14 protein-coding genes are annotated in these 15,298 nt (G+C 38.7%); 6 read left to right on the top strand and 8 right to left on the bottom strand.

Going from position 1 to position 15,298, the window contains the following annotated elements:
- The first annotated feature begins 55 nt into the window (after window positions 1–55).
- The gene (locus M23134_RS04935) at window positions 56–1,438 is read left to right on the top strand and encodes an MATE family efflux transporter (RefSeq protein WP_002694319.1); all 1,383 of its coding nucleotides are present in this window, start codon (window positions 56–58) and stop codon (window positions 1,436–1,438) included.
- On the opposite strand, the gene M23134_RS04940 is transcribed toward M23134_RS04935, so the two are convergent.
- Entirely contained in the window at window positions 1,439–3,025 is a 1,587-nt protein-coding gene (locus tag M23134_RS04940) for an FAD-binding domain-containing protein (RefSeq protein ID WP_053337245.1), read from the bottom strand. It lies immediately after the preceding gene.
- Window positions 3,026–3,350: 325 nt separating this feature from the next.
- Between M23134_RS04940 and M23134_RS37540 the strand changes: the two genes are divergently transcribed.
- Complete coding sequence (locus tag M23134_RS37540; RefSeq protein WP_053337246.1) at window positions 3,351–4,223, top strand: DUF2911 domain-containing protein; 873 nt, start codon at window positions 3,351–3,353, stop codon at window positions 4,221–4,223.
- A 147-nt stretch (window positions 4,224–4,370) separates the two neighbouring features.
- Window positions 4,371–6,887, top strand: a complete 2,517-nt coding sequence (locus M23134_RS04950) for a PIG-L family deacetylase (RefSeq protein WP_002694323.1) — start codon at window positions 4,371–4,373, stop codon at window positions 6,885–6,887.
- A 60-nt stretch (window positions 6,888–6,947) separates the two neighbouring features.
- On the opposite strand, the gene M23134_RS04955 is transcribed toward M23134_RS04950, so the two are convergent.
- Both M23134_RS04955 and M23134_RS04960 read right to left on the bottom strand, forming a co-directional pair.
- The gene (locus M23134_RS04955) at window positions 6,948–7,481 is read right to left on the bottom strand and encodes a hypothetical protein (protein ID WP_002694324.1); all 534 of its coding nucleotides are present in this window, start codon (window positions 7,479–7,481) and stop codon (window positions 6,948–6,950) included.
- Between the two features lie 486 nt (window positions 7,482–7,967).
- Window positions 7,968–8,303: a hypothetical protein gene (locus tag M23134_RS04960; RefSeq protein ID WP_002694325.1), complete on the bottom strand. Its 336-nt coding sequence runs from the start codon at window positions 8,301–8,303 to the stop codon at window positions 7,968–7,970.
- A gap of 61 nt (window positions 8,304–8,364) precedes the next feature.
- Between M23134_RS04960 and M23134_RS04965 the strand changes: the two genes are divergently transcribed.
- Window positions 8,365–8,721, top strand: a complete 357-nt coding sequence (locus M23134_RS04965; protein ID WP_002694326.1) for a four helix bundle protein — start codon at window positions 8,365–8,367, stop codon at window positions 8,719–8,721.
- A 217-nt stretch (window positions 8,722–8,938) separates the two neighbouring features.
- Here M23134_RS04965 and M23134_RS04970 read toward each other — a convergent pair whose 3' ends face one another.
- From M23134_RS04970 to M23134_RS04990, 5 genes are all read right to left on the bottom strand, one after another.
- The gene (locus M23134_RS04970; protein WP_045113014.1) at window positions 8,939–9,256 is read right to left on the bottom strand and encodes a hypothetical protein; all 318 of its coding nucleotides are present in this window, start codon (window positions 9,254–9,256) and stop codon (window positions 8,939–8,941) included.
- A gap of 23 nt (window positions 9,257–9,279) precedes the next feature.
- Entirely contained in the window at window positions 9,280–9,729 is a 450-nt protein-coding gene (locus M23134_RS04975) for a hypothetical protein (protein WP_045113015.1), read from the bottom strand.
- A gap of 48 nt (window positions 9,730–9,777) precedes the next feature.
- Window positions 9,778–10,776 (bottom strand): hypothetical protein, encoded by a 999-nt coding sequence (locus tag M23134_RS04980; RefSeq protein WP_002694329.1) that lies wholly within the window; start codon window positions 10,774–10,776, stop codon window positions 9,778–9,780.
- A gap of 554 nt (window positions 10,777–11,330) precedes the next feature.
- On the bottom strand, window positions 11,331–11,723 hold the full coding sequence (locus M23134_RS04985) for a hypothetical protein (RefSeq protein WP_002694330.1): 393 nt from the start codon (window positions 11,721–11,723) through the stop codon (window positions 11,331–11,333).
- Between the two features lie 202 nt (window positions 11,724–11,925).
- Window positions 11,926–12,363, bottom strand: a complete 438-nt coding sequence (locus tag M23134_RS04990) for a hypothetical protein (protein WP_002694331.1) — start codon at window positions 12,361–12,363, stop codon at window positions 11,926–11,928.
- An 814-nt stretch (window positions 12,364–13,177) separates the two neighbouring features.
- Here M23134_RS04990 and M23134_RS40955 point away from each other — a divergent pair.
- On the top strand, window positions 13,178–13,345 hold the full coding sequence (locus tag M23134_RS40955) for a hypothetical protein (RefSeq protein WP_002694333.1): 168 nt from the start codon (window positions 13,178–13,180) through the stop codon (window positions 13,343–13,345).
- A gap of 101 nt (window positions 13,346–13,446) precedes the next feature.
- On the top strand, window positions 13,447–15,195 hold the full coding sequence (locus M23134_RS04995; protein ID WP_002694334.1) for a sodium:solute symporter: 1,749 nt from the start codon (window positions 13,447–13,449) through the stop codon (window positions 15,193–15,195).
- Window positions 15,196–15,298: the final 103 nt, after the last annotated feature.

The following is a 15,298-nucleotide window of genomic DNA, read 5'->3' on the forward strand; positions in this document are numbered from 1 at the left end:
GGGGTTTTTAGTAGCTTTGTGGAATTTTTTGACACAATAGATCACTAATTTAAGAATGCTTAAAATCAAAAAGATACGGGCATATTATCAGGCATACCGTAAAGATTTGGCAGCTACCCTTAGGCTAAGTTATCCTATTATGATAGGGCAGGTAGGGGTAATGCTCATGTCGTTGATAGATAATGTAATGGTAGGGCAACTAGGTGCAGTGCCTTTGGCAGCTTCTTCTATAGCCAATGCCATATTTTTTATGCTTACCATATTTGGGTTAGGCACTATTTCTATAGTAACCCCGCTTGTAGCTACTCGCCACGGCAAACAAGACAAAGATGCTTGTGGGGCTCTATTTTCTGCAGGTATCAAAGTAGCCTTTACTTTTGGGGTATTGTTTGTTGGTATTAGCTACTTGCTGGTATCTTATTTTGACATATTTGCTCAACCTGAAAAGGTAGTACCACTTGCCATCGAGTATTTGATCATCATTGCCTTTTCGGCCATTCCTATGATGTTGTTTATGGTAGCCAAACATTTTGCCGAAGGCATATCAGCTACCAAACCTGCCATGTATGTGACCTATGCCAGTGCAGCAGTAAATGTTTGTTTGAACTATGTGCTTATTTATGGGAAGTTTGGTGCACCCGCATTAGGGTTGGCTGGAGCAGGGTATGCTACTTTGATTACTCGTGCGTTAATGGCTGTAGGTATGTTTTGGTATGTGTTTACCAAACCACGTTTTCGCCCTTTTCTACGTACATTTACCCTATTTAAAGCCACTTATTCACAAACTAAAATCATACTTCAACAAGGCTTGCCGGCTGGTTTTCAGCACTTTTTTGAGGTGTCAGCTTTTGCTGGGGCGGCAATTATGGTAGGTTGGCTGGGTGCCAAACCATTGGCAGCCCATCAAATAGCGCTCAACCTTGCCGCGGTTACGTATATGGCAGCTACTGGGTTAGGGGTGGCGGGTTCTATCAGGGTAGGCAACGCCGCCGGAGAAGAAAGTCCAGCTCGGATATTCAGGGCAGGCACCAGTGCTTTTATGTTAGTATTTATATTTATGAGCATTACTTGTTTGTTGTTTATTTCGTTCAATTACTTTTTGGTAAAAGTATACATAGACGATCAACAGGTAATCAATATAGCCGCTTCGTTAATGATCATTGCAGGCTTTTTTCAATTGTCAGATGGCATTCAGGTAGTAGGTTTGGGGGTGTTACGAGGCATAGGCGATGTAAACCTACCCACTGTCATCACCTTGGTATCTTATTGGTTCATTGCTTTGCCAGTGGGTTATGTCTTGTGCTTTCACTTCAATTGGGGTGTAGAAGGTATGTGGGTAGGGCTACTATTAGGGCTTACTGTCTCCGCTATTTTTCTCACCTTACGTTTTTACCGCCTGGTATATGCCAATCGCAAGCAAGAAGCCACAGTATATTAATTAGTTATGAATGGTAAGCCTCTGGTGCTTGTCAGAAAATATTACTGCTTTGTTGGTGGAATCTTTCAATGGGGAATAATCAACAGATGGTTGTTCCTTGACTAACTCTATGGAGTGAATCATTTTTTCCTCATTTTTTTTTAATGCTTCAAGTGCAGCTTTGGCGTGTGGATGCGTAGCATTGATATTTATTATAGGGGCAGGATAATCTTGACCAATAGTACATTTATAAAAAATTTGTTCAATGGTAGTCATCTTGCTCAAATCGTGAATGAGCCCTGCTGGAATGTTTTTAAGCTCAGGTACCCATTTTTTTATAAACTGGGCTTTAGGGTCACACTTTTTAGAGACTTTTATTGGGTTCAAAATTTTTACCTTATGGGTATCTACAGCTCCCGCTTGCGCCTGAAAGCGAACAAAGTGTACTCCTGGTTCATAGTCTAAAAACTGTTGGCCAAGGTAATGTACACCAGTGTGCCATGATTGCCACAAATGGTGGGTAAGAAAAGACACGATTAATGAGCGCATTTGGAAGTTTAGATACCCTGTTTGGCGTATACAACGCATGCTTGCATCCACCAAAGGAAAACCTGTTTGCCCATTTTTCCAAGCCTCCAAGAGGTCATTTTTGTGATTTTGTTCCAATTGTAGGTACGCCTCGTTCCCTGCCTCAAACTCCAGGTAATCTTCCATTTCAAATTTTTGTATGCATTGACAATGCATGCGCAAATGATGCAGGTATGTCTCGAAGTTGGCTCGATGAGGTGAGTCTATCATCAACTGTTGGCAATGCTGGTATACTTGCCGTACACTCAGGTTTCCCCATGCTAAATAAGGTGATAAATGGCTATTACTTTGGTTGCTTAATGCAGGTTGTTTATGTTGGGTAGTATATTGTACAATGCATTTTTTGCCAAATGCTTTGAGGTATTTTTGGGCACTGCGCATGCCTACTGGTTGGTAGTTTTTGGAGTAAAGGTGAATTTTTTGTCCGGTCACATAATCAAACAAAAAAGCAAAATCGGTCACTTCGTAAGGCATAGCCTTTAATTGGGCTAAGTTGGGCGTAGCCAGTGGTTCTTTCATGAATATTTGCCAATCTTGTGCCCAACCTCGACGATTTTTCCTGCCCCTTTGTATGCCGTTTTGTTCAAACTCTTGCCACTCTATGTCTTTTTGTTCAAAAAACTGTTGCATTTGACGGTCACGGTCATAAGTCAACCGAATGCCTGTTTCCTGATGCGAAAAAACTTTGTCAATTTGGTGGGTTTTTAATATATACTCGAATACATCAGGGACTTCAGCATGGAAGCAATGAAGCTTGACTTGATAGTCTTCCAGTTCAAAATTGAGGTCTTCTATAGATTGATACACAAATTGCCAATGGCGTATGTTCCAGTCAGGGCTTTGTTGCAAAGAGGGTTCAAAAACATACACAAGTAAAACAGGTAAACCCACTTCGATAGCAGCTTTGAGTGGGGCGTGGTCTTCGAGACGCAAATCGCGTTTAAACCATACCACATTGATCATAGAAGTGTCTTTGACAGGGGTATCAGTCGAATCGGCATTTTCTTTTGGCTGCTCCATGCAATTACCCAAGGTTTTAGTGATAGTCCAGTGTATAAAAGTGAGGTACATTGACAACAATATGAGTATTTATAAAGTTTGCCTATCAATGTTTAGCAAAAATACAAAACCCAAACAGATTTTGCTAACTTTTTGTGAGCGTTTGTGTATAAAATGGGCATATAAACTAAAGCAAGTACTATTTCCTTTAAAATTCCTCAAAAGCCCCCTTTAACACTACTTTAACAACTCAATAACTACTCAGTAACAGGGGATCTTTATACAAACTAATATCTTTGAGACTTCAACTTAAAAAAACAAAACAAACATCTAATTCTGTAATCTTATGAAGAATCACCTACGCTTATTGTTTTCAGCGATTTTCTTTTTGTCTGTCACTACATTGGCCATTGCTCAACCCAAACTACCTGCGCCTAGCCCTGGTGCTGAAGTAATGCAAACTGTAGGCTTGACCGATGTAAAAGTTGTATACTCTTCTCCGGCAGTAAAAGGACGTACTATTTGGGGAGGACTCGAAAAATATGGCAAAGTATGGCGTGCTGGTGCTAATACTCCTACAAAGATTTCTTTTAGCAATGATGTGAAAATCAACGGTAAAAATATTAAAAAAGGAGACTATGTGTTAATGCTCGACCTCAAAGACGCAAATAATTGGGAGTGGATGCTGGCTACTAAAGGAAGTGCCTTTGGTTTTAAGGAAGCCGATGTATTAGTAAGAACTAAAGCTACTGTCACTAAAGGTTTACGCAACAGAGAGCGTTTGACTTATTATATTTCTGCTGGTACCAACGGTAAAGGTACTGTGAATCTTCGCTGGGAAAAAATAGAAGCTTCTTTCTCTTTTACAAGCGACATAAAAGGACCTTTGATGGCAAGTGTAAAGAAATTTGCTGGTCAGGCAAACTGGTTCAATTTAGGGAATACTGGTTACCAAGTGGTGTTAAACTCTGACAAAGAAAAAGACCTGAAACTAGCCAAAGGTATGATTGATGCTTCGGTAGCTATGGGCGGCGAAAATATGATCAACACCTGGTGGAAGGCCGAATTGATGGCTAAAATGGGCAAGAAAAAAGAAGCTTATACACTAGGTAAAAAGGTAAAAGAGCTATACGCCAAGGAAAAACGCAATGGTTGGAAAAACTTCTACAAAAACACCATTGATCCAAGTCTTTCTAAAGGAATGAAAGCGTGGAAATAATTTGAATATATTGATATATTAGCGAGGGGAAATGAGAGTTTCCCTTTTTTTGTGACTTTTTTGTAACAATACCTACAGTGTGGCTATTGAACAACGAAAAGTTGCATTGAACAAAGCATATCCCTATTACTCAAAATACATATTCTTATGGCAAAACTTAATACTTTGTTTTTGCTGGTTTTGACCTTGGTTTTTGGTACTTGCCTTACGGCAAAAGCCCAATCTTTGGCAGAACCTCGCCCCCAAATGAATGCTGCCGAAATAAAGCTGGCACTCAAAAAGCTACAAGTAACTGGTACCGCAATGTACCTTGCTGCTCACCCAGACGACGAAAACACCCGTTTGATTGCCTATCTTGCCAAAGGGCGGTTGTACCGAACGGCTTACTTAGCCTTGACACGTGGCGATGGAGGGCAAAACCTGATAGGTACTGAGGTAAGAGAATTGTTGGGAGTTATTCGCACTCAGGAGCTATTGGCTGCTCGCCGTACTGATGGAGGACAACAGTTTTTTACCCGTGCCAATGACTTTGGTTACTCAAAGAATACCGAGGAAACCCAGCAGATATGGGACAAGGAAAAAGTAAAGGCTGATATGGTATGGGTTATCCGTAAGTTTCAGCCCGATGTAATCATTACCCGCTTTTCGCACAATGAGTTTACCAAACGCAATCATGGCCACCATGTGACCTCAGCAGTATTTGGTGCCGAAATAAGCAAATTGGCTGCTGATCCTACCAAATATCCTGAACAATTGAAATATGTAAAAGTATGGAAACCCAAGCGGGTTGTTTGGAACACCTATCGTCATTATATGCGGTTTACTGGAGCAAAAACAAAACCTGACATGTCGAAATATCCCAAAGTAGACGCAGGTACATACAATGTATTGTTAGGTAAAGGTTATGGCGAAATAGCTGCCGAAAGTCGTAGTATGCACCGTAGTCAGGGGTTTGGGTCTGCCAAACGTCGTGGGGTGCAATATGAATACTTTGAACATGTAGATGGTGACAAAGTAAGCGGTGGACAAGCCGATTTGTTTGAGGGGATAGATGTTACCTGGAAGCGGGTCAAAGGAGGCAAAAAGTTAATCCCGATATTGGCAAAAGCCTATAAAGAGTTTGATGTGCAAAACCCCGCCAAAATAATTCCTACCTTGACCAAAGCTTATAAACTGATGCAAAAACTACCCCAGTCGGCATTGGTACAGGCCAAGTTGGAAGAACTCAAAAATGTGATTTTTCAGTGTGCAGGGGTATGGTACGAGGCACTTAGTCCAGTGTATGGAGTAGCTGCTGGTGACAAGGTTCAGTTAAATGTGCAGATAATCAAGCGTTCAGACTATCCAGTTACTTTACAAAAAATAGATGCTGTATCTGCGGAAAACAATGTATCTAAAGTGCTTAAGGATAATCGTTTAGAACGAATTAAGCTAAGTGTAACCATCCCTGCCAATGCTCAAAACTCTCAGCCTTATTGGTTGCACGAGCGTGCCGATAAAGGGATGTTTAAGGTAAAAGAACAAATATTGATTGGTTTACCTGAAAATAAGCCTGCCATTCCGGTAAAGTTTACTTTTAAGGTTGGTGATTTGATGTTGACAGATATGGCTCCTGTATTTCATAAGTGGGTGATCCCGCAAAGGGGAGAGCGTTACCGTGCCTTAGAGATTACGCCACCAGTGACTGCCAATATTGTCAATCCAGTATATTTGTTTACCAGTCAAGCCCAAAGTATAGAGGTGGTGGTAAAAGCACATACCCACAATTTTGTTGGGAAAGTAGCTTTACAATTGCCCAAAGGCTGGAAAAGTAGCCCTACATCGGCAGAAGTAAACCTGAAAGAGAAGTACCAAGAGCAAAAGATTAGCTTTAAAGTAACCCCTCCCGCTCAGGCGTCTGAAGGTGTAGCAAAGGCAATAGTAACGGCAGGGGGCAAAGTTTATACTTATGGTTTGCTCACCATTGATTATCCTCATATTCCTATCCAAACTATATTTCCGGTGGCAAAAGCCAAAATTGCCAAACTTAAAATTGCCAAAAAAGGGGAGTTGATTGGGTATATTATGGGAGCAGGCGACAAAGTGCCTGAGTCGTTGCGTCAGATTGGTTATAAGGTAGATTTACTAAAAGATGCAGATATTACAGCAGCCAACCTAAAAAAGTACGATGCTGTAATGGTAGGTATTAGGGCTTATAATACCAAAAAACGTATGAAGTTTCACCAAAAAACGTTGCTTGACTATGTGAAAAGTGGAGGCAATATGGTCGTGCAATACAATACTAGTCGTCGTACAGTGACCAAGCAGCTAGGCCCTTACCCTTTGAAACTTTCACGCGATAGAGTAACTGTAGAAGAGGCAAAAATGAGTTTTGTTGCGCCCAAACACCCAGTACTAAACACTCCTAATAAATTGACTGCTGCTGACTTTGACCATTGGGTACAGGAGCGTGGATTGTATTTTCCTAATCAGTGGGATGAGAAATACCAGCCTATTTTTTCGTGCAATGATCCGGGTGAAAGCCCCAAAAAGGGTAGCTTGCTGATTGCCAAATATGGCAAAGGTTATTATGCTTATACTGGACTGTCGTTTTTTCGCGAATTGCCAGCAGGCGTAGCAGGAGCCTACCGTTTACTTGCCAATATCTTGTCTTTAGGTAAATAAAAGAGAGCATATCCTCCCAACCTCATTTCTTGGGAGGATATTATTTTTATATTCTCAGAATTATTTGAGAGAGGCAAGAACAAGTTGCATGATTTTCTCAATACTTACCAGTTTTAGTTTCAAGTCTGCTACTTCATCTTGCAATGATGTAACTTTTGCTGATAATTCCTGCTCAAGGGCAGTATTTCCAGGCAGTGATTGATTCAGGAGCCCTGTACTTTCTTGCGAAGTGTTTGAGCCAGTCAGAGTTCTTGGTGGCACAGAGGCAGAATGAATCTTTATTCCTTTGGGTATCTCGCCAAGTAAACGATCTACTTCGGCCATTTCGGCTTCCACATCTATTCTAAACTCGGCAACGCTTGTGTAATTAGTATACGAGTCGTTGATTTCCAGTACATCTCGTTTTGCAGAGGAATTAAGAGTAGTAGCAGGAGTAGATGTTTGATTGAGCGATTGTGTAGCAGAATTGGAATCCAGGTTAGCAAACAATCGGTCAACCTCGGCCATTTCAGCTTCTACATCTAACCTAAACTCAGGTAGATTAGTGAAGTTGGTATAATCGTCGTTAATATTTAAATTATGCTTGTTTTCCAATTCTTTAGCAGTTAAATCAAAGTTTTCAAGTTGTTTGTCAAGTGATTGTTACGCAATAATTGCTCCTTTTTACTTTAATTAGCTTGGCAGTATTGGCACTTTGTTTTGTAGCTTTGTCTCCTTAAAAAACAATCAAATAGCATAGCAAAGTTCAGCTCAACAAAGCTAAAGGGAACCCCTATTTTGAACAAGTCACTAAATACACTGGAACTTAAATTTTTATTTTAATGATGGGTTTTTAAAAATTAAACCACCTTAAAATCAGCTATTTAGTTCTGACAGGTTTTCGGAACCTGTCAGAACTGGTCAAGTGTTATAGTGTTAAATTATTTTGTTCCAAGGTACTATATACATTGTCTACTAAATTTGATAATATTCCATTTCTTGTATGGTCTTATCGAAGCGAGACAATACAATGCCCTCTTTGGCAAAGGCTTGGAGAGTTTTTAAGAAAATATCAAGTCATTTAGTGCAATGTACTAAGGCTTAGCGCATCATTTCTCGGTAAGGAGGAAAATACTCAGTTGCTTTATGTTGGTATTTAAATACTTCCTCTACTACCTTCATTCCCTGATGGGTAATACTTGCCTGGTACTGGGTTTGACTTCCGGTACCAGAAGTAGCCATAGAAGGATGCATACGTATCAATTCGTGCATATACAAATATTTGTAGGCGGCTTGAAAAGCCATATTACTGATACCTACATTAGAGGCCAATTCCTGAATGTTGGCTATAAAGTCCATGTCAGAATTGCTAGTCTTGTATAATTCCATAAGAATCTGAAAACGATAAATTTGATTCTCTTGCACAATATTTTGCATGTACGTTGATATTTTAAAAAGTTAATACTATCTAGAAAAGAAATAAAATGAATACAACCATATGAACAAGCGTCAAATTACCTTCAAGTTATTGGCCAATAAAGCGAGATACCTGGCGGTTCATATTGTAGCACTTCATCAAGATCTAACCCTCAATCATAAGGAGTTTTACTTATCCCAAAAGCTCATAGAGAATGGGACAATCATCGGCGAAAAAATCACAGAAATGTCAAGCTTGTCTTCTACTGAAGCGATTCTCCAACATATTTCTCAGGTTTTAGACTATCTGCATAAAACACATTATTGGCTCAATCTGCTTTTTGAATCAGGTAGAGTAAGTGAATCTGATTATGACCTTGTACATCAGGAACTTGCTCAGCTTGAACAAATTATTCAGGAGAATTTCACGATTACCTAAGTACTGTATTTTAGCGTGTAAGGTGATGGGATGTTTGAGGTTTTGAAATACATTTCAGTACAATAAAAACCAGTGACTACAAGGCAAACCAAACCTTTGGTGTTATCAGGGGGCAGTGCCTATGACTAAAATTACCGTCATCAGTCCATCTCTATCACATTGTTAGCAAATCAAAGGTGAGCATTTTTTCACCCATGGCAGCTAGGCTAACAAGTACTTAATGTTGCATCTCACGAAAAGCCGGAAAGTAATACGTTGGCTCGTTTTCGTTAAAAAAGACTTCTTCTATGGCTTTGAGGCCTGAATGGGTCAAACAAGCTTGGTATCTTCCTGTTGAGCCTCCAAAGCGCACTCGAATAAGTTCTTCCATTTGTAAATATTTCCAGGCAGGCAAAAAGTCCAGTAGTTTGATTCCTTGGCTCATAGAAAGCTCCCGTAAATCATATACTGTATCTATATCGGCGTTGCTCCTCTTATAAAGTTCGAAGAGAATCCGAAAACGATGCCATTGCCGGTCGAACACTATTTGAAACATGGCATAAATTATTTATTAGTTATTTAAGTTGTAATTGCTTCCTTAAGAGACTCGCACATTTTAATATCCATTTGATGTACTGTGCTATTAGGGTACTTTCTCCTTATCTCGGTTCGCCCTACTTCCACACATTTTCGAAACCATTCTTCAGTAGTAAATAGTTTTCGGTGTATTCTCAACCCAAATTTTTCTTCCATTTTAGGCTTCCAAACTGCATAATACCATTCCATGGAAGGTTGATGAAATCCTCTAATTACTCGTTTATCGAAGACGAATTTTCTACAACCAAATTGCTTGATGAGTAGTCCTTTTTGTAATAGTAGATTTTTAAAATCCTCGATAGGCATGTATGGCAGTAATACTTCGCAAATAAAAATTTGTGTGCTTTGACTCACATAAATTTTTCCAGTTTTATCTTCATACTGGGTAACAAAACCATTTTCCTGAAGGATTCTTAAGTCATCTTGTATCATCTTAATTCGTGAATTTTCGTGTTAAAACAGCAAAAGTGAATCAATTGGCTAAAATCCAAAGCCAGATATGAAATACTCATGAATATTGTTGGTGGATATTTGGGTATTTAGCCACTGATTGAGGTGCTCTTTTTGGGTGACAAACTCAGTGTGACCTATTTCTTGTACTTTTTGAATGGCTTGTGAACGAAATTCCCCAACTTGAGGGAATACATAAAAGCGACTACCTCTTTGAATCTGTAGGCTTTGTTTTTCATTCAAATCACTGTGACTAGATGAGCTACCTAACATGGGAGGACTTGTGTATTCCTGAAAACTATCTTGTTGAAAAGACAGCAAGGTCATGTTGGAGCCAATATAGTCTAAACGCGAGTTTATTTTGTCAATGACACAAACCCCATATTGAGTCGTTTCGCGGAACTGCTGACGGTCATTATGCATCTTGGTCAAATAAAAATCGACTCTATTGAGGATAGATTTTACATCTATCAAATGGCTTTCCAGTACAATGGTGTTGGTCAAGTGATTGCAAACAATCGCCTGTTGCAACCTGTCACTATCGGTACCCTCGCAAAAAGCAAAGATTAGATAGACAAGACCCATTTTTTCTTTTGCCCACACAAAGCTCCCCTTCAGGTTGTCTTGAGACGCCTGTAAAAAGAAGGATTGAGGAAGTAACTGCTGAAGTTGATGTTCAGTAGTGAAAAGAACATCTCCCAAGTAGTTAAACTTAGAGGAAGAAGGCAAAGGTGCCTGTTCATTGTTGATAGCAGAATAGTTTTGCGTAGTGTATTGACTAAGCTCTTGCGCCAGACCATTTATGGTCATTTCTGCCATCTTAATCGTGGAATCCAGTTGCTCCTCGAGGTACTCGATACGTTCTTGCATGGCTTTTACATTTTGATCTGTTTCATTAGAGGAAGAATCGTCATTTGACCCATAATGAGACAAATCACGAGATAAACTACCCAACTCCTCAGTCTTGAGGTTTTTCTGTTGTAATAGTTGTTTTATCAACTGCAATATTTGGAAGTCTTCGTTGCTCATACTGTTTAATATCCAGTAGAAAATGTTCAACAAAATTAATCGTGTAAACGATAAAAAATGTGAAGTTATATATTAAAAATAAGAGAAAATGATGCCAAAAGATTGTTTTTTATATTAAATTTTCCGAAAATATTGGATTTTTAGAAATATAATTGTTTAATTTTAAATGCGTAATGTTAAACAGTTTATTTCCTTCTATTTTAAAGCTAAAGTTAGCTTTTAAAAGCTTGTTTAAAATTAACTGTTGGCAGGACATCGAATCAAATTTGGTAGATATCTAATGCATCGAGACTATAAGTTGTTACGCAACTTTTCTGATTGTATTTTGTCAAACCCAACTTGCCGTTTTGTTGTGGTGAACTCAACGAAGTCAGTTTAGCTAAAGCAGAACTTTGTAGCCTTGCATTTTTCAAATTAGTATAAGTACTAATTTTCAAAGGTGAAACAAAGCCCCCAAACTTAATCTGGAGGATTTAGAAAATTGCTAAAGCTTGGTTTGACACGTCTAACCAAAAAAAACATGATAAAATGCCTTTTAAACAAGTCCTAAGCTGCTAAAAGTCGAAATTGAAATCATTAAATTCTCCAGGTTGACTGTCAATCTTATCAGGGCGGTGAGCAGGGGGTGATTGATCAGGTTCAACAGATGACTTCAATGGTAAAGTTTCTTTTGCTGTTGAAATAAAATTATCTGCCTGATCAAGGTGTTGTGGGGTTTGGGGTGGTTCTTTTTGGGGGATAAAATCTGGCTGAGTGGAGGCAGGTACTGAGGGCGTACCTGCCTGGAAACTTTCTTGTCCAAATTGACTAGCGTCTAAATCCAGTGATTCCCAAGGGTTGTTTTCTGGGGAAGCCGCAGTAGTAGATACTAGAGCGGGATCTATTGTTCCCGCATGTTTATCGATTAAATAATCGATAAGTGTTAAAGCTAATTGAATATTATTCATAATTGTTCGTTTAGGATAAGATATGCTTTCATTATCAAAAATTTAACCAATCTGTTATTTACTTAAGGTAAAGTTAAAAAGAACCCTGAGTGGGTGATATGTGCCAAACTATCTAATATGGACACTGTTTCTCTTTGGTAAAAGGGTAAAACTCCCTGGATTGTATATGATTACGCTGCAAATCAGGCAATATATACTAATACTACTGATCGCATTCTTGAAGCCACCTCACCGCATGAACTTTGTCGGAAATAGGCATAATATGTAAGCAACCGCTTGGGAACAGTTTATTCAAACGGCGTGAGAATCCAAATTGATAAATCACGTTTTCAGGAAAAGTAAAGGCGATGTGATGCTTGCAACCTATGGCTTTGGTAATTTTAGGAATCCATTCCTCGACTACCCAATCAATGTCTTCAGGACTTGCTGAAAAAGTTTGTAAGTCTAAAAACCATTTGTCCACCTGGTATTTCTTGGCATGTTGGCCAACCTCTTGAAATAAGCCTCTGAAATCTTTGCTAGAACAATGTCCTTTGCTTTCAATAATGAAAATTCCCTCGGCAGTAATTAAATCAGCATTGATGTAACTGCTTCTATAAATCTCGGTAACCTTAGTGTTTGTTAGTGCTGTAATGCTCATTGTTAATGATTAATCGTAAAATTTTATATTAAGTATCTGGTTTGATAGTTGGCAAAAATTAAACAAGGAACATAGCATGTTGATTATCAGATAATTAAGTAGTGAAGAGCAAGCATGAGAATACCAGTTAGAGAAAATAGTCTCTATTTGGGAACAAAAAGTTAAGCAATGCTATTAATTGGTGGAAGGTAGAGATAGCAAATCTCTGGGAAAGATGAATTTTGCAAGTAATGATTGCAATATATTATAACAAATGTAAAAGTATCATACTTAGTTGTTTTAAGGGTATGCCCTCTACTATTTTGTTGTTTATGAGTATTAATACTTAATGTTCAGCTTTTTTGTTTATCTTATTCAAGTACCTTTTCTTGTGTGATTTATTTTTATGTTTAGATTTTTCCAATAAAAATTTTAGCTTAACCTGCTTTAATTGAGTCAAATTCTTAGCTAAAGTATGGTTATGCTCAAGGTTTTATTGATGTACATTCGAAATGTTTGTTTGAATACTGATCACTGAAAGTAAGCTAGTTAATTTACAGTAATTAGAGCAGAGAAAGGATCCGAATGCCTGCCTTTGGATTATAGTTTGATCTTGTTTAAGTAGATAATTTTGCTATTTAATATGATGTAAGTTTTTTTTGTAAAAAAAATATATAGCCCAGTTTGCCTTTCCGAGACCTATTGATCTTCCACAAAATTTTATGAATTATTTAACAAGATATAACCCTCTTTGTGAAGGAGCAGGCTTTAAAAATCTTCAAGATTTCCTTACCTTGGGCAGGAAGTAGCACACTCATAAACAAAAAAACCACGTATGACCAACCAAGAAACCCCACAAGAAGAGCAAATAAACACAGAAGAAGATGAAAAAATAGGTTTACCTTCTATATTTAAAAACTGGACACAGATGTATGTATTTGTATTGGGAGAGCTTGTCCTACTGATATGTCTGTTTTACATGTTTACTAAATTATTTGAATAGCTTACCTAACAAGTAGTTATCAGGTACTATGGGTTAATCTTACTTGTAGTGGCTAATTGCTTACCACTACTTCTAATCTCAAAAAAATCATCTTTTAAAATATGGGCACTTTAGACTGGGTAGTTCTTATCCTTACCCAATTATTGATTGTAGGCTATGGCTTGTGGAAGAGCCAGGGAAGCAAAAATATGCAAGCGTATTTGTTGGGCAACCGCGAAATGACCTGGTTTACTATTGGATTATCTATTATGGCCACTCAGGCAAGCGCTATTACCTTTTTGTCGGCACCTGGTTTGGGTTACGACGACGGAATGCGTTTTGTCCAATTTTACTTTGGTTTGCCGTTGGCAATGGTAGTTATTTCGGCAGTGATTGTCCCTATTTACCGCCGCTTGAACGTCTACACTGCCTACGAGTATTTAGAGAAGCGTTTTGACCTCCGTACCCGTGCTTTTGCTGCTTTTTTGTTTTTATTGCAACGTGGTTTGGCAGCAGGCTTTACTATTTTTGCGCCTTCACTTATTTTATCTGCATTGTTGGGTTGGAACATTTACTGGACTAACTTTTTTACTGGTTTAGTGGTGATCATTTACACTGTATCAGGAGGTACCAAAGCAGTAAGCCAAACCCAAAAAATACAAATGGTGATTATCTTGTTTGGCATGGTGGTAGCCGGCTATATGGTAGTCAATGGTTTGCCTAAGGAAGTTTCGTTCAATGATGCCTTGCATTTGGCGGGTAAAATGGGTAAACTCAATGTGGTAGATTTCGAGGTAGACCTAACTACCAAGTATAATTTCTGGTCTGGTATTATCGGTGGTTTCTTTCTTGCTTTGTCTTATTTTGGCACTGACCAGTCTCAAGTACAGCGTTACCTGGGAGGGCAATCGGCAGCCCAAAGTCGTTTGGGGTTGTTGTTCAATGGTATGATCAAAATCCCTATGCAGTTTGCCATTTTGTTTATAGGAGTCATGATGTTTGTGTTTTATATGTTTCAGGCGCCGCCTATTTCGTTTAAACGCAACCTGGTAGAAAATACCCGCAACTCAGAGTATAAACAAGAGTTTAAAGCCTTGGAACAAGCGTATGATAAAAACTCTGCGGATAAAAAAGCCTATGCTTTGGCAATGGTGAAGGCGCGTAAAGAAAAAAACTATGATGCCGAACAAGCTGCAGTAGCAGGGCTGCGTGCCAGTGAAAAGAAAGCCAAAGAAATAAAAGGTAAAGCCAATGCGGTGATGGTAAAAGCAGACAATACGGCCGATACCCGCGATATTAACTATATTTTTATTAGTTATGTGATGAAGTACCTCCCATTGGGTTTGGTAGGTTTACTGGTATCGGTGATTATTTCGGCATCTATGTCCTCTACCGCCTCTGAGCTGAATGCCCTCGCATCTACTACCGTCATTGATATTTACAAACGAATGATTAAGCCCGAAGCCTCCGACCAACATTATTTACGGATGAGTAAAGTATTGACTATAGGGTGGGGATTGTATGCCATTGTACTATCTATGTTTGCCAATAGGTTAGGTGCTTTGATAGAAGCGGTAAACCTGATAGGCTCGTTGGTGTATGGAACTATTTTGGGCATATTTCTGGTAGCATTTTTCTTGAAAAAGGTAGGCTCTAAAGAAGTTTTTATTGCAGCAGTTTTTTCCGAATTATTGGTCATTTATTGTCATACTTCTCAGTACATCAATGCCTTTTTTGCGGCAAGGGGGGTAGATGTAGGTTGGTTTTTCCCTAATATTAATATTCCATTTTTGTGGTACAATGTCATTGGTTGTTTGCCACTTATTTTTGTTGCTTGGCTATTGCATCAATCTAAGCTTTTGAAAAAATAAGGGCATTTGTTCAAAGGAGAGGAGGGCTGTAAAAAAACAGGTGATTTCTTCATAATTGCCTGTTTTTTGTATATTGTATATTACCAGTTTAAAACGAACTTCT

It is taken from the genome of Microscilla marina ATCC 23134 (assembly GCF_000169175.1).
GTDB lineage: Bacteria > Bacteroidota > Bacteroidia > Cytophagales > Microscillaceae > Microscilla > Microscilla marina.